This window comes from Microbulbifer hainanensis, from assembly GCF_014904735.1.
Taxonomy (GTDB): domain Bacteria; phylum Pseudomonadota; class Gammaproteobacteria; order Pseudomonadales; family Cellvibrionaceae; genus Microbulbifer; species Microbulbifer hainanensis.
The window spans coordinates 69,809-94,284 of record NZ_JACZCR010000027.1; the positions used below are offsets into that span (position 1 = coordinate 69,809).

Annotated in this window: 22 protein-coding genes; 14 read left to right on the forward strand and 8 right to left on the reverse strand. The window is 55.6% G+C overall.

What is annotated here, in order from left to right:
* Positions 1-15 precede the first annotated feature (15 nt).
* On the forward strand, positions 16-510 hold the full coding sequence (locus IG168_RS10105) for a SixA phosphatase family protein (protein ID WP_193164270.1): 495 nt from the start codon (positions 16-18) through the stop codon (positions 508-510).
* A gap of 128 nt (positions 511-638) precedes the next feature.
* Here the strand turns inward: IG168_RS10105 and IG168_RS10110 are convergent, their stop codons facing one another.
* Positions 639-1,262 (reverse strand): TetR/AcrR family transcriptional regulator, encoded by a 624-nt coding sequence (locus IG168_RS10110; RefSeq protein ID WP_193164271.1) that lies wholly within the window; start codon positions 1,260-1,262, stop codon positions 639-641.
* Positions 1,263-1,398: 136 nt separating this feature from the next.
* On the opposite strand from IG168_RS10110, the gene IG168_RS10115 reads away from it, so the two are divergent.
* Both IG168_RS10115 and IG168_RS10120 read left to right on the forward strand, forming a co-directional pair.
* The gene (locus tag IG168_RS10115; protein ID WP_193164272.1) at positions 1,399-2,424 is read left to right on the forward strand and encodes an HlyD family secretion protein; all 1,026 of its coding nucleotides are present in this window, start codon (positions 1,399-1,401) and stop codon (positions 2,422-2,424) included.
* A 1-nt stretch (position 2,425) separates the two neighbouring features.
* On the forward strand, positions 2,426-4,054 hold the full coding sequence (locus IG168_RS10120; protein ID WP_193164273.1) for an MFS transporter: 1,629 nt from the start codon (positions 2,426-2,428) through the stop codon (positions 4,052-4,054).
* Between the two features lie 86 nt (positions 4,055-4,140).
* Here IG168_RS10120 and pdxR read toward each other — a convergent pair whose 3' ends face one another.
* Positions 4,141-5,532, reverse strand: a complete 1,392-nt coding sequence (pdxR, locus tag IG168_RS10125) for a MocR-like pyridoxine biosynthesis transcription factor PdxR (RefSeq protein ID WP_193164274.1) — start codon at positions 5,530-5,532, stop codon at positions 4,141-4,143.
* 208 nt (positions 5,533-5,740) lie between these two features.
* Between pdxR and IG168_RS10130 the strand changes: the two genes are divergently transcribed.
* On the forward strand, positions 5,741-6,220 hold the full coding sequence (locus IG168_RS10130) for a carboxymuconolactone decarboxylase family protein (protein ID WP_193164275.1): 480 nt from the start codon (positions 5,741-5,743) through the stop codon (positions 6,218-6,220).
* Between the two features lie 265 nt (positions 6,221-6,485).
* Here IG168_RS10130 and IG168_RS10135 read toward each other — a convergent pair whose 3' ends face one another.
* From IG168_RS10135 to IG168_RS10145, 3 genes are all read right to left on the reverse strand, one after another.
* A complete protein-coding gene (locus tag IG168_RS10135) occupies positions 6,486-6,899 on the reverse strand; it encodes a cupin domain-containing protein (RefSeq protein WP_193164276.1) in 414 nt (137 codons plus the stop codon).
* Positions 6,900-7,136: 237 nt separating this feature from the next.
* Positions 7,137-8,312 (reverse strand): alkane 1-monooxygenase, encoded by a 1,176-nt coding sequence (locus tag IG168_RS10140; RefSeq protein WP_193164277.1) that lies wholly within the window; start codon positions 8,310-8,312, stop codon positions 7,137-7,139.
* Positions 8,313-8,314: 2 nt separating this feature from the next.
* Positions 8,315-9,379, reverse strand: coding sequence for a 2Fe-2S iron-sulfur cluster-binding protein (locus IG168_RS10145; protein ID WP_193164278.1), 1,065 nt, complete (start codon positions 9,377-9,379; stop codon positions 8,315-8,317).
* Positions 9,380-9,520: 141 nt separating this feature from the next.
* On the opposite strand from IG168_RS10145, the gene IG168_RS10150 reads away from it, so the two are divergent.
* The 5 genes from IG168_RS10150 (at position 9,521) to IG168_RS10170 (ending at position 15,776) form a co-directional block, all read left to right on the forward strand.
* Complete coding sequence (locus IG168_RS10150; RefSeq protein ID WP_193164279.1) at positions 9,521-10,534, forward strand: AraC family transcriptional regulator; 1,014 nt, start codon at positions 9,521-9,523, stop codon at positions 10,532-10,534.
* A 225-nt stretch (positions 10,535-10,759) separates the two neighbouring features.
* A complete protein-coding gene (locus tag IG168_RS10155) occupies positions 10,760-12,184 on the forward strand; it encodes a cytochrome ubiquinol oxidase subunit I (protein ID WP_193164280.1) in 1,425 nt (474 codons plus the stop codon).
* Positions 12,177-13,181: a cytochrome d ubiquinol oxidase subunit II gene (gene cydB / locus IG168_RS10160; protein ID WP_193164281.1), complete on the forward strand. Its 1,005-nt coding sequence runs from the start codon at positions 12,177-12,179 to the stop codon at positions 13,179-13,181. Before IG168_RS10155 ends, cydB begins: the two co-directional genes overlap by 8 nt.
* Positions 13,181-13,297 carry a DUF2474 family protein gene (locus IG168_RS10165; RefSeq protein ID WP_193164282.1) on the forward strand — a complete coding sequence of 39 codons (117 nt, stop codon included), beginning with the start codon at positions 13,181-13,183 and terminating at the stop codon, positions 13,295-13,297. The genes cydB and IG168_RS10165 overlap by 1 nt, the downstream gene beginning before the upstream one ends.
* 154 nt (positions 13,298-13,451) lie before the next feature.
* Entirely contained in the window at positions 13,452-15,776 is a 2,325-nt protein-coding gene (locus tag IG168_RS10170) for an FdhF/YdeP family oxidoreductase (RefSeq protein ID WP_193164283.1), read from the forward strand.
* Positions 15,777-15,872: 96 nt separating this feature from the next.
* On the opposite strand, the gene IG168_RS10175 is transcribed toward IG168_RS10170, so the two are convergent.
* Both IG168_RS10175 and IG168_RS10180 read right to left on the reverse strand, forming a co-directional pair.
* Complete coding sequence (locus IG168_RS10175; protein WP_193164284.1) at positions 15,873-16,805, reverse strand: NAD-dependent epimerase/dehydratase family protein; 933 nt, start codon at positions 16,803-16,805, stop codon at positions 15,873-15,875.
* Positions 16,806-17,012: 207 nt separating this feature from the next.
* Positions 17,013-17,480, reverse strand: a complete 468-nt coding sequence (locus IG168_RS10180; RefSeq protein ID WP_193164285.1) for a MerR family transcriptional regulator — start codon at positions 17,478-17,480, stop codon at positions 17,013-17,015.
* Positions 17,481-17,869: 389 nt separating this feature from the next.
* On the opposite strand from IG168_RS10180, the gene IG168_RS10185 reads away from it, so the two are divergent.
* The 5 genes from IG168_RS10185 (at position 17,870) to IG168_RS10205 (ending at position 22,970) form a co-directional block, all read left to right on the forward strand.
* The gene (locus tag IG168_RS10185) at positions 17,870-18,367 is read left to right on the forward strand and encodes a (2Fe-2S)-binding protein (RefSeq protein WP_193164286.1); all 498 of its coding nucleotides are present in this window, start codon (positions 17,870-17,872) and stop codon (positions 18,365-18,367) included.
* Positions 18,364-20,547, forward strand: coding sequence for a xanthine dehydrogenase family protein molybdopterin-binding subunit (locus tag IG168_RS10190; protein ID WP_193164287.1), 2,184 nt, complete (start codon positions 18,364-18,366; stop codon positions 20,545-20,547). The genes IG168_RS10185 and IG168_RS10190 overlap by 4 nt, the downstream gene beginning before the upstream one ends.
* Positions 20,547-21,206 (forward strand): Isoquinoline 1-oxidoreductase subunit, encoded by a 660-nt coding sequence (locus tag IG168_RS10195; RefSeq protein ID WP_193164288.1) that lies wholly within the window; start codon positions 20,547-20,549, stop codon positions 21,204-21,206. The genes IG168_RS10190 and IG168_RS10195 overlap by 1 nt, the downstream gene beginning before the upstream one ends.
* Before the next feature lie 3 nt (positions 21,207-21,209).
* Positions 21,210-22,349, forward strand: coding sequence for a low temperature requirement protein A (locus IG168_RS10200; protein WP_193164289.1), 1,140 nt, complete (start codon positions 21,210-21,212; stop codon positions 22,347-22,349).
* Between the two features lie 207 nt (positions 22,350-22,556).
* Positions 22,557-22,970, forward strand: a complete 414-nt coding sequence (locus IG168_RS10205; protein WP_193164290.1) for a GFA family protein — start codon at positions 22,557-22,559, stop codon at positions 22,968-22,970.
* Between the two features lie 226 nt (positions 22,971-23,196).
* On the opposite strand, the gene IG168_RS10210 is transcribed toward IG168_RS10205, so the two are convergent.
* The gene (locus tag IG168_RS10210) at positions 23,197-24,210 is read right to left on the reverse strand and encodes an aldo/keto reductase (RefSeq protein ID WP_193164291.1); all 1,014 of its coding nucleotides are present in this window, start codon (positions 24,208-24,210) and stop codon (positions 23,197-23,199) included.
* Between the last annotated feature and the right edge of the window lie 266 nt (positions 24,211-24,476).

Below are 24,476 nucleotides of genomic sequence, written 5' to 3' on the forward strand. Positions count from 1 at the left end.
TTACCGGACGCTCTGATGAAAAAGCTCACGCTGATTCGACATGCCAAATCGAGCTGGAATGATCCGGCTCTGGATGATTTCGATCGTCCTCTCAACAAGCGCGGTGAAAGGGACCTCCCGGGCATGGCCCAGAGAGTCCGTGACGCCGGCCTCGTGCCGGACAGACTGTTGACCAGCATCGCGGTCCGGGCGCTCACCACCGCACAAGCCCTGGCCGATGCGCTGGAATTGAACAGCGATCAGGTGTTGGTACAGCCAGAACTATACGCGGCAAGCTACCAGTCGCTATTGCATCAGCTGCAGCAGCAGAACGACCACTGGCATCACCTGATGGTCGTGGGGCACAACCCGGGGCTCGAAGACCTCGGCTACTATCTCACCCACGAACGACTGACCAAGTTTCCCACCGCCGCGGTGCTACATATACGGCTGAAGATTTCCCGCTGGCGCGAGCTGGGCGAATCCTGTGGCACCGTCGAACTGTTCGACTACCCGAAACTGCACAGATAATTCGCATGCTCGGCTTCTTTTCAAGCCATCACCTTGCCGCACCAGGGGGAATCATGGTGGCTATCTTGGTCGTCAGGTAGCCGCTTTAATGATTTGCGAAAATTGGAATCGCAGCGGATTTGGTGTGTTCAGATGGCCGGTTCCGATCTCTGTTCTGGTGCGTCGCCCCGCAGCAGCCTGTCGACGGCGTATTCCGCCTGACGCCGGCACAGGGACGCTTCCTCCTCATATCCTATAAACAAGGCCTCAATAAATCCGCGGCCGCGAATGGCGCCGAGAAACTGATCGCTGGCCAGTACGATGTCAGTTAACTCTATCTCACCATTTCGCGACAAGTTCGTCAGGTAGTCCATCAGGCTTTGCTGTGCGTAGCGCGCTGTCCTGTCCAGAAAGAATGAGACCAGCTCCGGGTCATGGTTAGCCCTGGAAATCACCAAGCGAAACAGGCGGGTCAGTTCGGGCGAGCAGATGATGGTTCTGTATTTGCAAGCGAAATCCACCATTTGGGCGCGAGGCGGGGCACCGGTCTCGAGCCGGAATTCAAACACTGGTCTGATTTGCTCTGTGAAACGCGCCACCACAGCCTTCAGAAGGCCTCGTTTGTCGCCGAAGTAGCGATACAGGGTCTGCTTGGAACCGCCGCAACGTTCAATAAGTTGGTCCAGGCTGGTGCCCTCATAGCCCAGCTCGAAGAAGAGGTCTGCAGCATTGTCGAGGAGGTTTTCCTGTTTGGCCTTGGTGGAAGGGCGCATGGCATCTCTCTTCTTGCTTCACGATAGTGTACTAGATAGTACCGTTTTCGACGGGTAGTACCAAGATCCGCCTTGTTGTTTCCACTGCCGAACATTATAGTACTGTCCGGTACAGTACGATATTGAGGTGGTTGTAATGAAGAAGCGTTTGCTGAAGCTTGTGGCGTTGGGGCTGGTGCTTGGCTCGACCCTGACCGCCTGCTGGTTGCTATTACCCGAGTCTGGGTTCGAACGGACAGACAATGCTTATGTGCACGGCGAGATTACCCAGATCAGCGCCGAGGTGGGCGGGGTGCTGACCGAGCTCTCTGTTACCGACAACCAGCAGGTCAAAGCAGGGCAGCTTCTGGCCCGCATTGACGACCGGGACTACCGCGCGCGGCTTGATCAGGCTGTTGCCGGCCTGGAATTGAGCCGGGCAAGCCTTGATAACCTGGCTGCCCGCATCAAGGTGCAGCGCCTTAAGATCCGGGAGAGTGCCTCGCGCGTTGAGGCGGCGCAGGCGAAGGCTCAGCTCCAGAAGTCGGAACTTAAGCGCTACAAGGCACTGGTGTCGACCGGAGCGGTCAGCCGCAACAGCTATGACCAGCAGGTCAGTAAACAGCGCCAGGCGAGCGCCGGGCTCGCCGCCGCGGAACGACAGTTGGATGCCAGCCGCCAGCAACTCGAGGGCCTGAACACCGAGCGAGACCGCCTGGAGGCGCTGCAGAAGCAGGCGGAGGCAGGTGTCGAACTCGCTAAACTGGCGCTCGAGCACACGGAAATACGCGCCCCCGTCGCCGGAATAGTTGCCGACCGCAAGGTGCAGGCGGGTCGACTGGTGAAAGCGGGCATGCCACTTTTATCCCTGGTACCGATTGAGCAGATCTGGGTCGAAGCCAACTTCAAGGAATCCCAGGTCACTCATATGCGGGCCGGCCAATCCGTAGAGGTGCATCTCGACAGACTTCCAGAGCATCCGCTGCAGGGGCATATTGAAAGCCTTGCCCCGGCGACCGGCAGTCAGTTCGGACTGATTCCGGCCAGCAATGCCACCGGTAATTTCGTGAAAATTGTACAGCGGGTGCCGGTGCGTATTGCGCTACAGCTACCGGATGAGCTGCGCGGCCAGGTGGTTCCGGGCCTCTCCGCAGAGGTTGCCGTTGCCGTGGCAGAGCGCTGACATGAACAGGGCTCTGCATCTCGCGCTGCTTGGGACAGTGGCGCTGTTGCCCCAGGGGATCAGCGGTCAACTTTATAGTGCTGGTGCTGCCCATATGGCCGGCACCCTGGCCCTGTCCCAGGACGAAGCCTGCTGGATCAATATTCTCTTCTTGATGGCCAACCTGTGCGCTCTGCCGCTGGGGGCGTGGCTGACCCGGACTATCGGTAGTCGGCTGTTGATCCAGGGTGCTGGCGCTTTGGGATTGCTATGTTGCGCAATTAGCGCGTGGCAAATGTCGGCCACCTGGCAACTATCTGCCTGGGCGGGCCACGGAATGGCGGCGGGCTTGCTGACAGTGACGGCCCAGACACTGGTGCTGCGGAACCTGGGTTTCCGCGCCATCGCGCTGGTTGAAGGGGGGCTGATGTTGGTGGCGACACTACTGCCAATGGGGGTCTACCCCTGGATACTGGCGAGACTGGCTGAAGACGGTCTCTGGCCGATGGCCTTTGCCGTACAGCTGCTGCCCTACGGTCTGCTGTTGATCTGGCCGCTGCTATTCGATTGGCCTGAACGCGATAAGCGCAGGCAGCTTCCTTTCAACTGGCTGCAAGCCACACTGACCTGGTTATTTACCTGTTCCCTGGGCTATTTGCTGTTGCGCGGCGAGCACTACAACTGGCTGGATTCGCTAAAGATACTGGAAACCGCCCAGCTGCTATTGGTCCTGGGCCTGGCTCTGGTCATTGCCCTGCGCCGGCGATGGGGCAGGGCGCACTTCCTGCGGATATCGCCACTGCAAAACCGGCTCGCAAAACTATACATGTTCGACGCCGTTGTGGCCGGTTTCGCGATTCTCGGCACCAACCTGTTAATCGGTACTTTTGCGCTCGCCGTATTGCAATACAGTCATGTGGAACTAGGCAAACTTTACCTGGTGGGTTTTGGAGGAATGATGGTCGGCCTGGTGTTCAGCCTGGTGGTGACGTCCAATCCCAATCGAGACCCGATGAAGGTAGTGCCGCTTGGTGTGCTGCTGGTGCTGATTTCCAGCTATTGGCTCAGTGGTGGTCAGGCTGGAAGCGGCCTTGCCGACATGTGGCCGGGCCTGCTGGTTCGAGGCATTGCCATAGGCATTCTAAATGTCACCCTGACAATCCATATTCTGCGCAGTTTCCCCCGCCGCCATATACCAGAGGGTGTGGCGCTGTTCTACCAGTTTCGTACCCTGGGTTCTCTACTCGCGGCCGCACTGTTCGGTCGGTTGATGTACCGGGAGACTCAAAGTGCCGCCAATCTATTGGGGCAGAGTAAAGGCCTGAATGCCGGCACTGATTACTTGAACCTGCCGGAACAGTTAGGGCATCTACTGCTCGCTGGCGAGTTAAAGCAACAAGCCCTCGCAGTGGCAGCGGTGAATAACTTCCGCATATTTATTCTGGCCGTGCTGCTTATCGTGCCAGTGATGGTGATATTTATGCGCTGGGCAAAGGCGGAGAAAACGGGCAGTCAAAAGATGGAGGTGAGGGAGGCACGCCCTGTAACACCGCCGGCTGTGTCGGCTGCTGACGGAATTGATCATCCCTGTGAGCGCGAGCTCGCCCAAGACCTGATTGCGTTGGAAGCGCCGTGGGGCAGAGAGCGTTAGTGTAGAAGAGTGTGTTATTTAGTTGCAGTGGGAAACGCGGTTTGATCAATCCGGGACAACCCTAGCCAATTATCAGGCTGACTAGCTCACTCACTTAGCAATTGAATGGTCTCCTTGTAGGGGAGTCGCAAGGCCGATAATGCCTCCTCTTCCGATTTTATATTGGTATACCCGATTACCAATCCGTATCGTTTTTGATTTTGAGCGTGCCAGATGGACAGGGGGAAGACTTGAAGATTGTGGGACTGCCAGATGTCGCTTAGTTTGATGTCTTGGGTGCTCCGTTTTAGAAGAGCGACAATATGCATTCCTCCATCCTGAAGATTCAGGTCGAAATAATCCCCATAGATCCTATTGATGGCGTCAAACACTAATTTTCTTCTCGATTTATACAGTGAGCGCATGCGCTTGAGGTGCTTGAAGAAGTGTCCTTCAGAAATAAAACTGGCCAGTATTTTCTGTGGTAGCAGGGCGAGCCCTGTCTCGGTAATTTCGGTTGTCTCGCGAAATTTTGCGACGAGTTCTTTTGGAACGACAATATAGGCGGTGCGCAGAGATGGCATGATGGTCTTGCTGAATGTTCCGGTGTAAATGACTCGGTCGGAGGTATCCAGGCTTTTTAGGGCAGGTATGACATTCTTGGTAAAGTGGAATTCACCATCGTAGTCATCCTCGATAATCCATACATCGTTTTTTCTCGCCCATTCCAGCATTTTATGTCTTCTTGGCAGGGAAAGGCTCACGGTCAGCGGGCTTTGATGAGAAGGTGTAGTAATCAGGAATTTTGCATCCTTGTGATGCTTTTCCAGGTAGTCCACGATGACTCCCTGGGAGTCAACCGGAACATAGTGGAGGTTCGGGACAATACGCTTTAGTAGTTTATGCGCAAAAAAGTAGCCGGGGTCTTCAAAAACCACTTTATCTTTGCTCAATGAGATGGCTTGTAATATTAATCGGAGACAGGATTTGTAGCCGCTAGTTATATAGATTTGTGCCAAGGAGCAGGTTACACCGCGCGATATGTTGAGATAGTTCGCAATGGCTTCCCGAAGCGGTTGATAACCCATTACCGGTGGATGTGCCATATCGGCAACGGTCATAGACCGCGCAACCCTCCCGCAAAGAAGAAGCCATTTCTTATAGGGAAATTCGTCTAATGAGGGCACTCCGAGCCTGAATAGCCCATTGGTATCTCTAAGGTCTATGATTTTCCGCAGATCACTATCTTCGAACGGTGTTGGCGCTTCTTTGCGAGGGGCAAGATCTATATGCAAGTCGGGGTTAACAATAGTCCCTTTGGGTCCCCGGCTTATAAGATACCCTTCACCGATCAGGATATCGTAGGCCGTTTCAACAGTCCGCTTCGCGACCCCGAGCTCTTCTGCCAGGTTTCGTATGGACGGCACTCTCTCGCCCGGATTGAACGCTCCTTCATGAATGCGATTCTTGAAGAGTTCATAGATGTCTTTGTAGCCCACTGTATGTCCTACCGAAATACCCTATCTATGTACCCTTATATTATGTCATTAGGCACTATCATTCACTCCTAGATGCTATCAACGCCTTTGTAAGGGCGAAAAAGGAGACTAACCGTTCACCCGGAGATTATTCCTGAAAAATAGTATTGGCGCAGTTGTAAATCACTTGGTGATGATGCAGTTGGATATTTAACTGAGGAAACCAGTAATGACTAAAAGAGTAAATCATTTCGAGACAATCCCAGGTCTTATCAAAACCCTTTCTGACGCGAGTATCGCTGGGGAGAAAACCTCTATAGATCCTCTGACGAGATGCTTAATTGAGATCAGGGCCTCTCAGCTAAACGGATGTGCCTTCTGTGTGGACATGCATAGCAAGCAGGCCAAAATCAGGGGGGAGCGAGAGCTGCGTCTCTACCATGTGGCGATTTGGCGGGAGTCTCCGCTGTTTAATGCGAAGGAAAAGGCTGCCCTCGCACTCACCGAGGCTCTCACACAGATTGGTCCAGAGGGAATCGATGATGAACTATATCGTTCCGTCTCCGAACATTTTAGCGATGAGGAAATTTCAGAGATTACGTTCTTGATCGGGCTGATCAATATGTGGAATAGGCTGGGAGTGCTTTCCCGGACAGAGCCGGGTTCTCAGGATGCTGTCTTTGGTCTTAATAAGGCGGGACTCAGTTAATCTGTGGCAGGTTGGCAAAGCTAATTTTGCCAACCTGCATTGCCGGGATGCCAATGAAGAGAGCTGGAGTATGTGTTGTGAAAAAGTTGCGCAGGTCTAAGCTAATATTTATTGCGTTATTCGCACTGGATACCGCAATTGCATTTGGTGCAGATCTCCCGGGTGAAAAACCGTATATACAGGAGTCAATGAGTCTGATAGGTGTCGCACCAACCTGGTTGGAGAAGACCCACGAGGTGCAGGTCGATTCCAATTGAAGACGAAATCACCTTTCTACCGGTGTCAGGAGTGGGGCACCCTGGTCTTTTATCAGGAATACCACAAAGCGTGCCTCTTCAGTGTCACTTAAGTTACGCCCTACCAGGTGGATTGCCTTGGGATCCTCATAGAAAGTATCGCCGGGCCCAAGCTGAACCGGATCCTTGCCTTTCAGCTGCATTTCCGCATGGCCTTCCGGCACATAAACAAAGGCGTGGGCATTATGCCTGTGAATCGGATCCGAGCCGCCGGGTGGGTAGCGGACTTCGATCATTGAGGTTTCCTTTCCTGGAAATTCAGGCAGGGGTATCTCGAGCAGAGGTTTGACATCTGGAGTCTCGCCAGAAATTCCCAACATACTGTGAGCGACCAGTGCAAAAAGCATCATCAATGTGGCCAGGGTGCTGGTTTTTAACTTCATTTTCTTTGTCCTGTAACCCCCTGGAAGTGTAGCTTCTCAATTACTCAGCATAGCTTTGGATAATTTTTCAGGGCTGCTGGAGCCGCGATTATCCGCCGCGCGGGAATCTAACTGCCGTGACGACCACAGGACGAACGTGCTTTCCCCAGTAACCTGCAGGCAGCTCTCAATGAAAACATCGCAGCGCCGGGAGGCGGCGCTCGATGTTCGGGGGCGGGCCCTGGTCTCTTTCCAACGTCAAGTTGTGGCAGATGATGCAGCGACTAGCGCCTTTATTCTGCATCGCGCATTGGCCCGCGCAGCGAGCTGGCGCTCTGTGGCGCTGGCGTAGTCGCGATCCCATGCGAGTACCTTCGGTGTCATCAACTTGTGCCACAGCGACGGAATCATCGCGACGACGATAGTCGTCAGGTATCCGCCGATCATCATTGGCGCATCCGGAAACGGCTTCAGGTCCTGGTAGGGCACTTCGCCCTGGGCGTGATGGTGCGAGTGCCGGGTGAGATTGAACATGGTCCAGGAGCTGATACGCCGGTTGGTGTTCCAGGAGTGGCGCGGCTGTACCGGCGTTTCCGGGTCGCGCACCATACCGTAGTGCTCCATGTAATTGACGATCTCCAGCAACGCCTTTCCCCAGAGCCCGCTGGCAGTGAAGAAAAGCGCGGCTTCAAGGCCGCCGATCGCGTAGGCGATAAGTACCAGTAACAGGCTCATCAGGTGACCGCGGATCACCCGGTTGTGCCAGCCGAACAGCGCATGCCGTTTGCGCGCAAGACGTTTCTTTTCAATCTTCCAGGCGCTGACATTGCCCTTGGCGGTGGAGGCGAGTATGTGGAAGTAGACGTTGCGGCCGCGCGGCGCTGTCGCCGGGTCCTCGGTGGTGGATACGTAGCGGTGGTGTCCGTAGACGTGTTCAATGGAAAAGACGCTGTCGAAACTGAAGGCCAGCAGCCAGCGGCCGATCAGCAAGGACACCGGATCCCAGGTGCGGTGAGTCAGCTCGTGGCCGGTAACGGTACCGATAACGCCAATCATCAGACCGGTGAGCACCCAGGCCGACAGGTGATGCACTGTGGCGGTCGCGTCGCGGGCGGCGAGCAGATCGAATCCGGTCAGCTGGCCGAGCGTCGCGCCAAATCCCAGTGCGTCGCCATCGCCGACACTCCAGACCGCCGAGAAGACAATAAACGCGAGCAGCGGCAGTGCCAGCCACAGCTGGAAGGTCAGGATGCCCGAATGGCCAAAGTGGGGCGTGCTGGTGTCGTCGCCGCAGACGGCGTCACCCACCAGGTAGAAGGCCACCACGGCAGCCAGGCCCCAGCTGGTCCAGGCGCCGCCGGCGAGAATCGCGACGGCCGCATACAGGCCGATAGCGTGGAATAGAAAGTATTTCAAATAGTGCAGACTCTTCATGGTCAGTTCTCCTGTTGGTGTTCGATGACGGGATGGCGAGTGGATGCCGGCCCCTGGCTGCGATTGGTGAAGCGGTCGGCGTGGATATGTTCGCGCGCCACGCCGGCCTCGCGCAGCAGTGCTTCGGCGCTGTCGATCATCCCCGGTGGGCCGCACAAGTAGGCGTGCGCGCCCGGTTCCAGCAGGGCAGGGATCTGCGCCGTCACCAGGCCCTTAGCGCCGTGCCAGCTGGAGTCGGGCCCCGCCTCGGACAGCACCGGAATGAAACGGAAGGGCGCCGGCCACTGCTTCGCCAGTTCCTGTATCGCCTCGATGGCGTAGAGATCGCGCTCTTCGCGCGCACCGAACAGCAGCGTAACGGGGCGCGCCACTCCGTGGCCCAGGGCGTCCTGCAAAATGGCCAGCAGCGGGGCCAGGCCGCTGCCGCCCGCGACCAGCAGCAATGGTGCTGCGCCCGGGCGCAGTGTGAAATCGCCCAGTGGTCCATCGACCGTGATGCCCTGGCCGATCAGGGATTCGCCGCACACCCTGCCGGTGAACTGTCCGCCCGGCACCCTGCGCACAAAGAAGCTGACCTTGGCGTCTGCCTGTACCGGGCTGGCAAAGGAGAAGCTGCGCGGTGCCTCGGGCAGGCAGTCCAGTGTCAGATCAGCGTACTGGCCGGCTTTGTAAGCCAGGCCTTCCTCCAGCTGTACCACCAGGCGGGTGATGTCGTGGGTCAGGGGCTCCTGCGCGATGATCTTGCCGGCCACCTGCTGCCGCGCCCGTTGCTGCGACAGGTCGACTTCGATATGGACGTCGCCTTTGGGCACACTCTGGCACGCGAGGATGTACCCGGCATCCAGCTCCTCGTCGGTCAGGATGTAGCCGGAGTCGGTCAGCTCGCGGACGCGGCCCGACACCAGTTTGCATTTGCAGCTGGCGCAGCCACCGACTCGACAGCTGTGCGGAAAATCAATGCCCTGGCGCAGGGCGGCCTGCAGCAGGGTTTCTTTCGGATCGACGAGCACGGGCTCGCCGTTGATCAGCGCGGTACCCGGATGCCGGCTTCGAAAAATTGAAAACATGTCTCCTCCTTCTGCCATGGCCCGCAGTGGATGCGGACATGGAAATCCTACGGGGGAGGAGCGCAAGTGGAGAGGGGCCGGATTGACATTGACGGGTCATTTATTGACACTCTGGGACTGCCCACAGTTGAGACAGCCGCAATGACCGACTTCATGCTTCCCCCGCTGTACCTGCGGCAAATTGCGGAACTGCTGGAAACCGCAGGAGCGGACTCCGTAACCTGGCTGCAGGGCTGCGATATAGAGCCCGGTCGGCTCGCCGACCCCGCCTTTCAACCGACCTATCCCCAGTTCATCCAGCTCATTGAGCGCGCGGTGAATCTATCCGCTGAGCCGGCGCTTGGCCTGTTACTGGGAGAGCGACTTCAGGTTAATACCCACGGCATCCTGGGGTTCGCCGCGCTGCAGAGCGAATCCCTGCGCCAGGCGATCCAGTTGGCAGAGCGCTACCTGGCCCTGCGGATCACATTGGTGACAATGCGACATGTACAGGGAAAGGAAGCGCGAACCGAGCATCTACAAATTGTGCCCAACTGTCCGCTGGGCGCTGCTGAAAGAACGGTGTTGGAAGCGGTGATGCTGGCCATCAAGAATATTTTCGATACCGTGAACCAGGGCAAAACCTGGATTGAGCAGGTGTATTTCCCGTTTGCGGAAACCGGCTACAGTGACCTGGCCCGCCGGCTGTTCGATTGCCCGGTGACCTATGGGCATGCCTGGGCGGGCTTTGCCTTTGCCCCCGGAGCACTCGACAGCCCGCTGGGTATGTCGGATCCGATGGCCCTGCGTGATGCGGAGCGGATCTGTAAGAGGGAACTGGAGAAAATCCGCGAAAACACCTCGCTGGGTGCCCGTATCCATCGCATCCTGCTGGAGCGGCGCAGCGCTTTTCCAAGCCTGGAAGTGATCGCGCGGCTGCTGCATATGACGCCGCGCACCCTACACCGCAGGCTGCAGGAAGAGGGCACGAGCTTCAGGGTGATCCTCGAAGAGGTGCGGCACACGCTGGCGTTGGAATATCTGCGCGCCGGCCGGCTGGCAATACAGGAAATCGCCTATAACCTCGGCTACAACGACGTGGCCAATTTCCGCCGGGCTTTCAAGCGCTGGGAGGGTGTGGCCCCCTCCGTGTATGGAAGTCGCGCCGGCGGATAAGCGCTGCATCGGTAGTCTGGCCCCCGAGTCCCGCTATGCTGCCGGCCTCAGATCGTCATTTCGATTTCCACAAAAAATTGAGGAAGCGTCGGCAATAAAAGTGATAGCCGCTCGTGTGTTTTCCAGCCAACTAGACGCTTCCGCCTCCTCTATACGCTAAAGCCAATTTCCTCAACTATCATCGTTGCTGATCAAAAATTCTCTGCCCATTGGAAGGAGGAAGCATTGCTTGAGCAGCTCGACCCGGTGATTCTGGCGCGCGCGCAATTTGCTTTCACCGTTTCCTTCCATTTCATCTTTCCCGCCTTCTCGATCGGCCTGGCGAGTTACCTGATGGTGCTCGAAGCACTCTGGCTGAAGACCGGTCGTGGCGTATACGCCAACCTGTTCCGATACTGGCTGAAAATTTTTGCAGTCGTTTTTGGTATGGGCATCGTCTCTGGCGTAGTTCTGTCCTATCAGTTCGGCACTAACTGGTCGGTATTTTCAGCGAAGACGGGCCCCATCCTGGGGCCACTCATGGCTTATGAGGTGCTGACGGCATTTTTCCTGGAGGCCGGATTTCTCGGAGTCATGCTCTTCGGTATCAGCAAAGTCGGGAAGCGTCTCCATTTCTTTGCTACCTGCATGGTGGCGCTCGGCACATTTATTTCGGCGTTCTGGATTTTATCGGTTAATTCATGGATGCATACGCCAGCCGGTTATGAGATCAATGAAAGTGGCCAGTTCGTCCCCGGGGGATCCTGGTGGGATATTGTCTTCAATCCCAGCTTTCCCTTCAGGCTCGTGCACACGGTTACCGCGGCATATTTAACCACCGCCTTTGCCGTTGGCGGCGTAGGCGCATGGCATCTACTCAAGGACAGCACCAATATCGGTGCGCGCAAGATGTTTTCGATGGCCATGTGGATGGCGGCGATAGTGACGCCGATCCAGATTCTCGCTGGTGATGCACATGGGCTGAATACGCTTGAGCACCAGCCGATTAAAGTGTTGGCGATGGAGGGCGACTATCAACCCAGTCCAAATGGTGCGCACCTTGTTCTGTTCGGATTGCCGGATGACGAAGAAGCCCGTGTTCACTATGAGGTTGCGATTCCCCACCTCGGCTCACTGATATTGAAACACGACCCTTATGCACCGCTACCGGGGCTCGTTGACTACCCACGCGAGGACTGGCCACCGGTAAAGATTATTTTCTGGTCGTTCCGCATCATGGTGGCGCTCGGCTTCGCCATGCTCACTCTGGGGATATGGAGCCTGTTCGCCAGAAAGCGCAGAAGACTCTACGAGTGGCGTTGGCTCCACCGGGCCGCAGTCGCCATGGGGCCCGCGGGTTTTGTCGCTGTCATCGCGGGTTGGGTGACCACAGAAGTCGGTCGTCAGCCGTTTACGGTTTACGGTTTGTTGAGGACCGCGGAGTCGAATTCGCCTATTGATGCGCCCGCGGTCGCGGCATCCCTGATCGCTTTTATCGTGGTCTATTTTGCTGTCTTTGGCGCCGGTGTTTACTACCTGTTTCACCTGATGGGAGTGCCCCCACATCGGGGAGAAACCGAGCCGGAAAATGTGCCAACACGCGCGGCGGGTATTACGCCGGGATCAGCGGTTACCGCTCCTGTACCGAAAGGAGGGGAATCCCATGAGTAGCATCGATCTGAGTTTGGTCTGGGCGGCGATATTGTGTTTCGCCGTGTTTGCCTATGTCGTGATGGATGGATTTGATCTCGGCATCGGTATTCTGTTTCCGAACCTGTCTCCGGGTCATGAGCGCGACCAGGCGATCAACTCTGTTGCGCCAGTATGGGACGGTAATGAAACGTGGCTGGTGTTGGGGGGCGGCGGCCTTTTCGCTGTATTTCCTCTCGCCTATGCGATCATTCTGCCTGCGACTTACCCGCTGATCATCGCAATGCTGCTCGGGCTCATATTTCGCGGGGTTGCCTTTGAGTTTCGCTGGCGGGACCCGCGGCACCGGGCACTTTGGGACCTGGTCTTCACGGGGGGCTCAACAATTGCAGCGGTATCCCAGGGCGTAACACTGGGCGCAATCCTGCAGGGAATACCGGTGGAGGATAACGCATATGCCGGCGGTTGGACCGACTGGTTAAGCCCTTTCAGCCTGCTGACCGGCCTTGCCGTGGCCATCGGGTACAGCTTGCTGGGTGCGACCTGGCTTATCATGAAGACTGAAGGTAGCGGCCAGGAGCATGCGCGCCGAATGGCGTTCTGGTTGGGCCTCGGCACAGTTCTTGCGCTGGCAATGGTGAGTGCAGCGACGCCTTTCCTGGACAATGACTACTGGCGGCGCTGGTTCGATATGCCGCAGGTTTTGCTGACGGCGCAAGTCCCACTGCTCGTTGCGATCTGCACGGTAGTATTCTTCTGGAGCCTGAAAAAGCGGGCGGAGAAGCTTCCCTTCCTGATGGCACTTGCCCTGTTTTTACTCGGCTTTATCGGTCTCGGGATCAGTATGTATCCCTACCTCGTCCCTCGTTCGATCACGCTCTGGGATGCCGCTGCCCCGCGCGACAGCCAGTTGTTTTTGCTGATCGGGTCCGTCGTCATCATTCCCACGATAGTGGCTTATACAGCCTGGGCTTACTGGGTATTTCGCGGGAAAGTCGGCAGAGAGGGCTATCACTGATGAAGTTCGAGCTCGTTTTCTGGAAGCAACTGGCGTGGATGGTCGCGATCTGGGTGATGAGCGTTGTCGCACTTGGTCTCGTCGCGGGTTTACTGCGATGGTGGCTGCTGGGCTGAAAGTGATCCAGGGCACTCACGACCGAATGCGGGTGATGGCGAAAAGTAGCTTCACAATTCGCGTAAGAAGAAGACTTACCAAACTTATTGTGTCAAAAGGCCTAAAAATCCGAACGAATTTACAGCTTTGTAGCAAACAATTTGAGATGCTTCGATGAAACCTCCCGTCAAACCGTTCAAATATAAACCCTACGGCGGGCCCGCCGCAGGTTGGGGTGCGCTGCGCAATGTGACGAATACCACGCTGGCGAGTGCCCAGGCGTTAAAGAACATCAAATTGCTGTTGCGCATCAATCACCACAAAGGCTTCGATTGTCCCAGCTGCGCCTGGGGTGAGGACCCGCATGAGGGGCGCATTCGTTTCTGTGAGAATGGTGCCAAGGCTACCAACTGGGAGGCAACCAGCCGTCGCGTGGATGCGGCATTTTTCGCCGAGAACAGCATTCCGGAGCTGCTAGCGAATGATGACTACTGGCTGGAGTATCAGGGGCGCCTGACCGAGCCCATGTATTACGACGGCGCCTCGGATTACTACCGTCCGATCAGCTGGGACGACGCCTTTGCGACTGTGGCGCGCCATCTCAACGCGCTGGAATCCCCCAATGAAGCGGCCTTTTACACGTCGGGCCGTGCCAGCAATGAAGCCGCCTTCCTGTACCAGTTGTTTGTACGCATCTACGGTACCAACAACCTGCCCGATGACTCCAACATGTGCCACGAGGCCAGCGGCACGGCAATGAAAGAAAGTCTCGGGGTCGGTAAGGGTACCTTTACCTACGAGGATATTGAGCAGTCCGACGTGATCTTTATCTTCGGGCAAAATCCCGGCACCAATTCCCCACGCATGCTGGATCCTATCAGCAAGGCGGTTAAGCGCGGCGCGAAAGTCGTGGCGGTGAATCCGCTGCGCGAGACGGGGCTGGAACGTTTCCAGGCCCCCCAAAATCCTCTCCAAATGCTCACCAACAGTTCCACTCCCACCAGCACTGCCTACTACCGTCCGGCACTCGGTGGCGACATGGCACTGTGCCGCGGGATCAGCAAGTTGCTCCTTGAGCGGCAGCGGAAGGCGGAAGAAGAGGGCGCCCAGGGGCCCCTCGATCTGGAGTTCATTGCGGAGAATTGCAGTGGATTTGACGAATACCGCAAGCTGGTAGAGGAAGACACTAGCTGGGACCATATTCTCGAGCAGAGCGGTCTGAAGAAGTCGGCAATCGAGGAGATGGCCGACATCTACGCATCGGGCAAGCGCGTCCTGTTCTTCTGGGGTATGGGTATTACCCAGCACTATCACGGGGTTTGGACCATTCAGGAAATGACCAACCTGATACTGCTGCGCGGCCAGATTGGTAAACCGGGCGCCGGCCTTTCCCCGGTGCGCGGGCACAGTAATGTTCAGGGTGATCGCACCATGGGCATCCATGAGGCCCCCGCGCCAGAGTTTCTCGACCGGCTGGAGAAGCGCTTCAATTTCACCTGCCCGCGGGAAAAGGGTGTCAATGTCATCAACTGCCTCAAGGCGATGCTCGACGGAAAGATAAAAGTCTTTATCGCCCTGGGGGGCAATTTTGCCCAGTCAACACCGGATACCGAGCGCACCCACAAAGCCCTGAAGTCCTGTCAGCTCACGGTACATATCAATACCAAACTCAACCGCAGCCACCTGGTTACCGGCCGCGAGGCGCTGATACTGCCATGCCTGGGCAGGACCGATATCGACCAGCAGGCGAGCGGCCCACAGGCGGTGACCGTTGAGGATACCTTCAGCATGGTGCATGCATCCTACGGCCAGTTGAAACCGCTTTCGCCCCAGATGTATTCCGAGACCGCGATTATTGCCGGTATCGCCAATGCAACGGTGGGGAAAGATGTCGTCGATTGGCCGCATCTTGTCGAGGATTACAGCAGGATCCGCGACCTGATCGCCGATGTGATCCCCGGCTTTGAAGACTTCAATAAAAAGATCGAGAACCCCGGAGGCTTCTACCTGCAGAATGCCGCGGGGCAGCGGCACTGGAAGACCGCGAGCGGGCGGGCGAACTTTATGAGTCACCCGCTGTTGGAATCCTTACTCAGGGAAGAGGTAAACCGCAAAGCGCGCAAGCCCGATCTGCTTCTCCAGACCATGCGCTCCCACGACCAATTCAATACCACGGTATACAGCCCCAACGACCGGTATCGCGGCGTCACCGGCGGCCGCCAGGTTCTGTTCATCAATCGTGAGGATATTGACCGGCTGGGATTCGAAGAAGGACAGCAAGTCGATATCATCTCCCTGTGGGGCGACGATATCGAGCGCCGGATAAAGGGGTTCAAGTTGCTCGCCTACGATATCCCCGCGGGACAGGCAGGGGCTTACTATCCGGAAACCAACCCGCTGCTACCACTGGAGAGTTACGGCATTGGCAGTTACACGCCCACATCAAAATTGATCGCTGTGTGTCTGGAAAAGAGCACGGCGCCGGAGCGTATTATCTGACGCTAACGACTCAGCAATCGCTGTGTTGGTGGACGTATGCCATTGACTTGGGCCGAGCGCTTCACTTTCGGTGCGAGTAACAGTTGTATATGAAATTCAGGCTCCTTTACTCTCACGGTGTATCTTTGCCAGCCCCTGCTGAAAAGTAGTGACTTGGAAACCCGGAAAGCGTGACTTGAATTTGTCTGAAATGAAGATGTTATCCACTTCATAGCGCGGTAGGAGTTCGGCTGCATCGCGTACCGTCTTGTTAAACAGACCTGCAAGCCGGAGCTGCCATTTCTTCAACACTTTGTAGTTTCCGTCTGTACCAAATATGTCAGCCGCCAGTTCTATGAATTGGCGGTATGTCAGTCGATCGTCGTCACAGGGCAGGTGCCATGTCTGGCCGTACGCTTCGGGCGTGTTGCCCAGCAGGGCCATGGCCCGACTTGCGTCCGGTGTGTAGATCAGGCTTCGCAATGTATCGTCACGCAGGAATACCTTGGCCGATTTCCCGGACTTCAAGTTATCGATGATAGTTGAATTGGTAATACTCTGGGTTTTTCCCGGCCCGTAGAACTCCGGAGCCCGGCAAATCATTGCCTGGACACGGCCTTCCTCCATTGCCTTGAGCAGGTCCCGGGCAATTGCAGCGCGGACTTTCCCTTTTTCACCGTAGGGCAAAAACACGGTGTTTTCAGTTTGCGGTTCGTCGGTCTGCGGATACATATAGGTGTTGTCGAAAAATACCAGCTTGGCATCCTGCTCGGCACACGCATCGATCACATTGCGCATCAGGATGGGCCACTGCTTCACCCATAATTGCGTATCCATTGGCAATCCAGCGGTAAGATAGACAATTTCCGCCCCCTCAACCGCCCGCATAGTCTGTGCCGCGTCCAGCAGGTCCGCACTGTGCAACTGGTCTGTATCGTTGATTTTCTGCGGGTTACGGCTGACTACCCTGATTTCGCTTGTAAAGTCCCGCTTCAATTGGGTTGCCAGTTCGCGTCCAATCTGTCCGCTTGCTCCCAGTATCGTTTGCATGCCCAGTTGCTCCTCGATTCGTACTTCCTGGTGGGAGGCGATCCTATGATTAAAGTTAACTTTAATGTCAACAGCCACATAGATTCTGTACCTCAGAAGACGTTTAAGTACATATAAACCTGGGCCTTCGGGGCTGCTCCGGCTTCAAGGGCACAATCAAGCTATTGCCCCCAATAAAGTGATGCCGAACTGGCCGGATGCCTCCAGTTAATGCCGTTGTTTTTTACTCTTTCTGTTCACCTCGTCCGTCGCCGGGGCAGGGCTTTCCAGCTCACCAAGCCCCATCTGGGACGAGACTCGCTTGGCGTTGGTGGTGCAGTCGACATCTTCCGGCTTGGCTTCAATTTGCTTGAGCACCTTAACGAGCTGGGTCTTACTCTCAGCCAATTGGGCCTCCATGTCCTCAATGTCTTTGACCCTGCGGCGAATACCTTCGACGAGAGAGTCACGTTCCCAATTTTCCAAATCTGGCGGTAGCAGCGTGCGAAGTTCGTCAAGGCTAAATCCGGCTTTCTGTGCCGTGGTAATCAGGTTGAGCATCAGTATTGCTTCGTGCGGGTAGGACCGGTAGCCGTTGGGCAAGCGCTGGACTGTCTTCAATAGACCAATGCGTTCGTAGAATCGGATACGGGAAGGCGCCAGCCCCGTCTGCTTTGCGAGTTCTCCGATATTCATGCCTTTTAAGCACCCTCAATGTGGAACAGCTTAACCTTAACTTTAACATTAAGGTTTTAGATTCGCCATTTGGATCCATACGCGAGAACACGGTTTTCTTGTCATCGTCAAATCGGTGCAGAAGGTGTTGGCAAACCCGCATGTTACGTGGTGACAGGTACATGCTAAGGAGGCAGGGTCAGATTCAAGCGGGATTGTTTGCTCTTGAGTCTCGCTCCGCTCAGTTACACGATAAACGCGTCTCTGAAATGGCCTCCCCCAGTACAATGACATCTCATTCTTTTTTGTTTCAGAATGAAAGCCATCCATACGCTAAATTATTCACTTGACCGGCTAGTACGAGTGAACATCTGTCACCCGTTAACGAATACTGCAACTATGGAACTTTCATGAAATATTCAATTAACCTTAACGGTAAAGTGCGAGAGGTTGATGTCGACGCCGACACACCGCTGCTATGGGTTCTGCGCGATGTTGTCGGTCTGACTGGAACCAAATACGGTTGCGGTATCGCGTTTTGTGGTGCTTGCACCGTCCACCTGGATGGTCAAGCCAAGCGCTCGTGTGTCACACCAATTTCCGCAGTTGGTGATGCGGAAGTGCGGACCATCGAAGGGCTGCACGAAACACCCATCGGTAAAGCCTTGCAGCAAGCATGGCGCGAGCTCGACGTTGTTCAATGCGGCTATTGCCAGTCCGGCCAATTGATGTCTGCCGCGGGTCTCCTCGCGGAAAACCCCAAGCCGAGCGATGCGGATATCGATGCGGTCATGAGTGGCAATATTTGCCGCTGCGGCACCTATGTAAGGATTCGGGCAGGCATCTCCCGGGCTTCCAAGCTTGCTTCCGAGTCCGCTAATAGTTCCGGTTCGGGAGCATCCATATGAGCCGGGATGAAATCGACATCAAAAGTCCCTCCCGGCGCGATTTTCTTGGTGTCTCGCTGGCTGCGGCGAGCGGACTGCTAATCGGCTTCTCGGTCGGTGGGCGTGTATGGGCGCAGGAGGTGCCCGCGACGCCACCCGCGTCAGTCCCCAAACCGAAGCCAAATGCATTTGTGAGAATCGATGCCAGTGGACCCATCACCCTCGTTCTTCCCTATGTGGAGATGGGGCAGGGCGTCTATACATCACAGGTTCAGTTGCTTGCGGAAGAGCTCGAAGTAGAGCCAGCAAGTGTATCCTTCGAGGCCGCGCCGCCGAATAACGAGCTCTATGCCAACCCATTTATCGGTGAGCAGGTAACCGGCGGGTCGACCGCCCTTCGTGGCTCCTGGATCACATTGCGCCAAGCCGGAGCTGCTGCGCGAGAAATGCTTATTGAAGCTGCGGCGCGTCGCTGGAATGTGCCGGCCTCGGCCTGCCATGCTATGGACGGGAGGGTCATCGAGGCCGCTAGTGGGCGAAGTATTGAATACGGCCAGGTTGCGCGCGATGCTGCGAAACTTCCTATTCCCACCTCTCCTGTACTAAAGACGCCAGATAAGTTTCGTTTCGTTGGTAAGTCGACCAAGCGTGTGGATAGTCCTGCGAAAACCAACGGCTCCGCCATCTTCGGTATCGACGTGCGCCCGCCGGGCCTGCGCTATGCAGTGGTGTCTGCCTGTCCGGTCTTCAATGGCAAGCTTGCTAGCGTCGATGACAGCAAAGCTATGAAGATCCGCGGCGTACAGCAGATCGTCAAAACTGATGATGCAGTAGCCGTTGTCGCCGATAACACCTGGGGCGCGCGGAAGGGATTGGCTGCGCTCAAAATCCGCTGGGATGAAGGCGCTAATGCCACGCTCACGACCGCAGACTTGGTGCACGAAGCGGATACAGCCCTGCGACGCAAGGGGCTGATCTTCACAAAAGAAGGCGATGTGGCCAAGGCCGAAGCCCGAGCGGCGAAGCGCTATGAGGCTGATTTCCGCCAACCGATACTGGCACATGCAGCCATGGAGCCGCTGAGCTGTACGGTGCATGTAAAAGCTGATAGCTGCGAAGTCTGGCTGGGTTCCCAGAATTTAGCGCGGGCACACAAGGCGGCGGCCAAGGCGGTCGGCCTTCCTCCCGACAAAGTCACCATGCACAACTACTATCTGGGCGGCGGGTTCGGCCGGCGGCTGGAGATCGATTATGTCCCGCAAGCGGTACTTATCGCCAAGCAAGTCGAGGGTCCGGTTAAAGTAACCTGGACCCGAGAAGAGGATATGCAGCACGATTACTACCGCTATTTGAACAACAGTCGCGTCACTGTCGGACTGGATTCGGCCGGTAAGCCTATCAGTTGGCGGCATCGTGTCATCGGACCCAATGTCATGGAGCGCTTTTTACCAGGTAACACTAAAGATGGCATTGATCTGGATGTAGTCGAGTGTGCACAGGGGCCGTACGATATTCCTAATACACTGATTGAATATACCCGCAACGAGCCGCCGAAAGGGCTCGGTGCCGGCAACTGGCGAGGTGTGGGACCAACCCGCAATGTATTTGTAGTAGAAAGCGTAATCGAGGAACTGGCGTTACAGTCCGGTAAAGACCCTCTGGCTTACCGCTTGCCGATGATGAATAAGCACCCGCGCCCGAAAGCGGCGTTGGAACTGGCAGCCAACAAAGCGGGGTGGGGTCATCCGCTACCGAAAGGTAGTGGGCGCGGTATCGCGGTGTTTAGTGGCTTTGGCAGCCATCTCGCACTTGTAGCGCAGGTAGATGTTTCTTCATCGGGAAGGGTCAGGGTGAAGAAGGTGGTGTGCGCAGTAGACACTGGCTTTGTGGTCAATCCGGATGTGGTGCGCGCGCAGATGGAAGGTGGAATCATTTTCGGCATTACTGCAGCGCTTTACGGGAAAATCACCGTAAAAGGCGGCCGTATCGTGGAGAGTAACTTCGACACCTACCCAATGTTACGCATGCGTGAAGCACCAGAAATCGAAGTCTATATCATCGATAGTAAAGAAGATTCCGGCGGGGTTGGAGAGCCCGGAACCACCGGCGCAATAGCGGCAGTGAGCAATGCGGTGTCAGCGGCAACCGGCAAACGGATAATGACGTTACCGATAGAAGTGGCGAAGGGCGAGGAGGGGTGATGAAGAGCTTGAATATCCATCGCACCTGGCTGATTGCCGTGGGGCTCCTGGCGGTTGCACTCTATGTGGGCATCCCTCGCGTGACCGCGACTGAGAAGCGCATGGCGAACGCTACTCAAGATTCACTGAAACCCGTTGTCAGCTTTGCGAATCTGGCCGATCAAAAGGGTCGTTCGGTCGCGCTCTTCACAGAAGCCGCGCGTGTAATGCAGAGTCCGAGATGTCTCAATTGTCATCCGGTCACCCGGACACCCACTCAGGGAGACAATCTGGAACCCCACCAACCGCCAATCGTGGCGAATGCGGAGGGGCAGGGGCCTCCAGGATTGGCCTGCTCTACCTGTCACCAAACAGACAATGTTCGTACCTTCGGTGACCCTATTGCCAGCGTGCCCGGCCACCATCCCTGGGCGCTGGCCCCGCCATCGATGGCGTGGCAGGGATTATCGGTGGGGGAGATCTGCGAGCAGCTGAAGGACAAGAAGCGCAACGGCAATCGAACTCTCGAGGAAATTCACAAGCACTTGGCTGAGGACGGACTGGTCGGCTGGGCATGGCATCCGGGCAAGGGGCGCAAACCTGCACCGGGTACCCAGCAACAATTCGGCGCGCTGATTCAGGCCTGGATTGAAACCGGTGCCCATTGTCCGGGTAATTGACATATGCATTTGGTGAAAGGGCCCCGGTCACTCGTTGAGCACCGTCAGGCCACTTGGCTTGAGCTGTTTTTTGACCTGATTTTCGTTGCTTGCATCGGGGTAATTGCCCATGGTCTATCCCACAGCCACAATGGTCATGTGGCACTAAAGCAGCTCTGGGATTTTATGCTGCAGTTCTTTCCGCTCTGGTGGATTTGGGCCAGCCACACGCTCTATTCAAATCGGTTAGATACCTACCATCGCGTCCAGCGCATCCTGACACTTTTGATCATCTTCTTGCTGATTAATCTATCGGCGATGTTCGGTGGTAATGTACTTGTGAACACGAGTCAATTCATACTCGTATATAGTGCCATTCGTTTAATCATTGCAAGCCTGTATGCGTGGTCTCTAGTCGGCGGTTGCAGCATGCAAAGGTATGCAGGAGGGATGTGCATAGCTACCTTGATTGGAGCAATAGTTTCCTGTTGCGCACTGGCTTTTTCAGATGGGGTGCGTTTTGTCATTTTCTATTCCGGCATAGTTTTGGAAATGCTCCTGGTGGCATTTGTCTCCAGGAATGTCCGGCTCACGCGCGAGGACAGGAAACACCTGGTTGAACGTATTGGCCTGATGAGCATGATTTTACTCGGGGAGACGATTATCAGCCTGGTTGCCAGCCTGCAAGATCGTGCCAGTGAATCCCAGAATATCATTGCCATGGTCTTTGGCTTCATTTTGATTGGCGCCATCTGGTGGATTTACTACGGGACCTTCTATTTGCTCGAAAGTGCTAAAGACATTCGTAGAGGAATAACCCTGCTCTATACACATGTGATCTTTGCAATGGGATTGGTGATACTTGCCAGCCTGATTGGTCTGACTATGCGCGATGAAATAGATTTGGAGAGTTTTAGAATGCTGGCATTATTCGGGGTTACATTCTTTTATGTCGGTAAGCAGATTAGCTATTTCAAAGCCTTGCCGCCACATCGAATAAATAACATTGTATTGACGCTACTTTGCGTATTTATTACCGCGTGCTCAAGCTATCTTCCTAACCCTACGTTGGCGCTCATAGGTGTTACCTTCGCGATGCTTACGTACGTTTGCCTGCATTACATTTGGACACTTCCCAAAGATGTGAGTGCCTATTTAGAATGAAATGAAAAGATTCTCTTGGTGAACTTGAATAGAGCGTGAAATTAATGCCCCCGCCTTGTTTCAGGGTATTTATGAAGATGGCTTGACCGTGCTGAAAGGCTCTTTCAGTTATAAGACAGGGTAAGCATAGTGATTGCCAGCGGGCTGAGAAAATCTCATCGCTGTTGAACCAGACAGGTGTTGGATCTACTAGAAAGAGAAATTGATATGAGTGAAAAATATACAGGGCAGTGTGCTTGCGGAAAAGTGAAGTTTGAATTCAATAGCGATCCCTCCTTTATTGCTTGCTGTCACTGTTTAGACTGCAAAAAGGCTTCTGGCGGGGAAATGGCTACATTTTTGAGTGTGCCGGAGGACGATTTCCAAATGTTAAGCGGCCGCCCGAAGTCCTTTCATTATACTGCAGACACCGGAAAAGGACTCGATCGGAATTTTTGTCCCGAGTGCGGATCCAGATTGTTTACCAGTAATTTGGAAGGATTTCCCGGCAATATCCTTGTCACCATTGGCAGTCTGGACCGACCGGAACTGATCGAACCAAAGCTGGAGATGTTTACCAAGCGCCGTTTACAGTGGGCGAAAAAGCTTGATGTTCCGCAATTTGAGGCTATGCCCAGTTAATTCTGTATCATCAAGTAGGACGCTCTTATATTGAACCGTTCTATTTTGACTCAAGGTGGGTATTGAAAGGAGAGCCGAGTTCACATCCGGTGAACTCGGCATCGGTGAATATCTGCATAACTTGATGAAAGGCAATTTACTTTCCGTGGCTAGCTCCTGCGATACGCTTGAGCTGATTGTATTGCACGTACGTCACAGCCTCAGGCTTGAAACTACCCTAGCTATCTTAAACCGATATTGGTAACGGCGCGTTAGGATCGACCAAGCCAGCGTTGCGGAGATCTCGCCAGAAGTCTGCGGGTACCACTTCCTCTAGTGCCGCGCGGTCTTCCGATATTCGGCTGGGTTTACTGGCGCCGGGTATTACCGCAGCCACTGCCGGATTGGCAAGTGCGAACTGGAGTCCTGCCGCTTTCATGCTGATACCGTGGCGGTCTGCGATGGCCTTAATTCGAGCAACCTTGTCGAGAATTTCTGGCGTGGCCGGTGCGTACTCGAAGTTCGGACCACCCACCAGTGCCCCGGAACTGTATGGCCCGCCGGCCACGATGCCCAGCCCGCGCTCCGTTACCTTCGGCATTACGCGCTGCAACGCACGTGAATGATCCAGCAGGGTGTAGCGGCCGGCGAGCAGGAAGCCGTCGGGGCGCGGTTCTTCCAGGTCGAGTAGCAGTTCGATTGGCTCGACACGGTTCACGCCCAGGCCCCAGGCCTGGATCACCCCGTCGTCGCGCAACTTATCAAGCGCCTTGAATGCACCTTTGCGAGCGCTCTCGAACACGTCCAGCCATTCATCGCCGTAGAAATCCTGGGCGACGTCGTGCACCCAGACGATCTCAATATGATCGGTCTTAAGGCGCTTCAAGCTGTCCTCAATGGAGCGCAGGGTGGCATCGTGTGAATAGTCGTTGACGATCTTGTTCGGGCGTCCGTACTTGAACACGTCGCCTTTTTCGCCGAGATCTCGACTGCTGATGTCTTCGACTTCATCCAGAATCAGGCGGCCGACCTTGGTACTGATGACGTATTCGTCGCGTGGATGCCCGGCCAGTGCTTCGCCCATGCGGATCTCCGCAAGGCCGGCGCCGTAGAAGGGCGCATTGTCGAAGTAGCGGATGCCGTCGTTCCATGCAGCTTCTACCGTGGCCCGGGCTTCCTCTTCTGGAATATTCCGGAACATGTTGCCAAGAGGCGCGGTGCCGAAACCAAGCTTGCCAGGAAGTAGGTCTTTCAATTTCATGTTTGGACTCCGATTGTTGACGGTACGTGACGTAGGGATAGGGTCTGTCATGTGGTCTGAGTCTATGGGCGGGCGAGTTCAGTGTAGCCTTCCGCCCCGCCACCGAAGTAGGAAGATTCCGGAGCCTCAAATAGAGGCGCATTCGCACGCAGACGCTCTGCTAAGTCCGGATTGCCGATAAAGAGCTTACCGAAGGTGATCATATCGGCATAGCCGGAAGACGTCGCGTCGATGGACCTCTGGCGATTGTAGCCATTGTTGGCAAT

What these genes read in the sequence shown, in the direction of transcription:
- IG168_RS10105 (WP_193164270.1), top strand. Translation starts at nt 16, where the DNA reads ATGAAAAAGCTCACGCTGATTCGACATGCCAAATCGAGCTGGAATGAT.
- IG168_RS10110 (WP_193164271.1), bottom strand. Translation starts at nt 1,262, where the DNA reads ATGCGCCCTTCCACCAAGGCCAAACAGGAAAACCTCCTCGACAATGCT.
- IG168_RS10115 (WP_193164272.1), top strand. Translation starts at nt 1,399, where the DNA reads ATGAAGAAGCGTTTGCTGAAGCTTGTGGCGTTGGGGCTGGTGCTTGGC.
- IG168_RS10120 (WP_193164273.1), top strand. Translation starts at nt 2,426, where the DNA reads ATGAACAGGGCTCTGCATCTCGCGCTGCTTGGGACAGTGGCGCTGTTG.
- IG168_RS10130 (WP_193164275.1), top strand. Translation starts at nt 5,741, where the DNA reads ATGACTAAAAGAGTAAATCATTTCGAGACAATCCCAGGTCTTATCAAA.
- IG168_RS10135 (WP_193164276.1), bottom strand. Translation starts at nt 6,899, where the DNA reads ATGAAGTTAAAAACCAGCACCCTGGCCACATTGATGATGCTTTTTGCA.
- IG168_RS10140 (WP_193164277.1), bottom strand. Translation starts at nt 8,312, where the DNA reads ATGAAGAGTCTGCACTATTTGAAATACTTTCTATTCCACGCTATCGGC.
- IG168_RS10145 (WP_193164278.1), bottom strand. Translation starts at nt 9,379, where the DNA reads ATGTTTTCAATTTTTCGAAGCCGGCATCCGGGTACCGCGCTGATCAAC.
- IG168_RS10150 (WP_193164279.1), top strand. Translation starts at nt 9,521, where the DNA reads ATGACCGACTTCATGCTTCCCCCGCTGTACCTGCGGCAAATTGCGGAA.
- cydB (WP_193164281.1), top strand. Translation starts at nt 12,177, where the DNA reads ATGAGTAGCATCGATCTGAGTTTGGTCTGGGCGGCGATATTGTGTTTC.
- IG168_RS10165 (WP_193164282.1), top strand. Translation starts at nt 13,181, where the DNA reads ATGAAGTTCGAGCTCGTTTTCTGGAAGCAACTGGCGTGGATGGTCGCG.
- IG168_RS10170 (WP_193164283.1), top strand. Translation starts at nt 13,452, where the DNA reads ATGAAACCTCCCGTCAAACCGTTCAAATATAAACCCTACGGCGGGCCC.
- IG168_RS10175 (WP_193164284.1), bottom strand. Translation starts at nt 16,805, where the DNA reads ATGCAAACGATACTGGGAGCAAGCGGACAGATTGGACGCGAACTGGCA.
- IG168_RS10180 (WP_193164285.1), bottom strand. Translation starts at nt 17,480, where the DNA reads ATGAATATCGGAGAACTCGCAAAGCAGACGGGGCTGGCGCCTTCCCGT.
- IG168_RS10185 (WP_193164286.1), top strand. Translation starts at nt 17,870, where the DNA reads ATGAAATATTCAATTAACCTTAACGGTAAAGTGCGAGAGGTTGATGTC.
- IG168_RS10190 (WP_193164287.1), top strand. Translation starts at nt 18,364, where the DNA reads ATGAGCCGGGATGAAATCGACATCAAAAGTCCCTCCCGGCGCGATTTT.
- IG168_RS10195 (WP_193164288.1), top strand. Translation starts at nt 20,547, where the DNA reads ATGAAGAGCTTGAATATCCATCGCACCTGGCTGATTGCCGTGGGGCTC.
- IG168_RS10200 (WP_193164289.1), top strand. Translation starts at nt 21,210, where the DNA reads ATGCATTTGGTGAAAGGGCCCCGGTCACTCGTTGAGCACCGTCAGGCC.
- IG168_RS10205 (WP_193164290.1), top strand. Translation starts at nt 22,557, where the DNA reads ATGAGTGAAAAATATACAGGGCAGTGTGCTTGCGGAAAAGTGAAGTTT.
- IG168_RS10210 (WP_193164291.1), bottom strand. Translation starts at nt 24,210, where the DNA reads ATGAAATTGAAAGACCTACTTCCTGGCAAGCTTGGTTTCGGCACCGCG.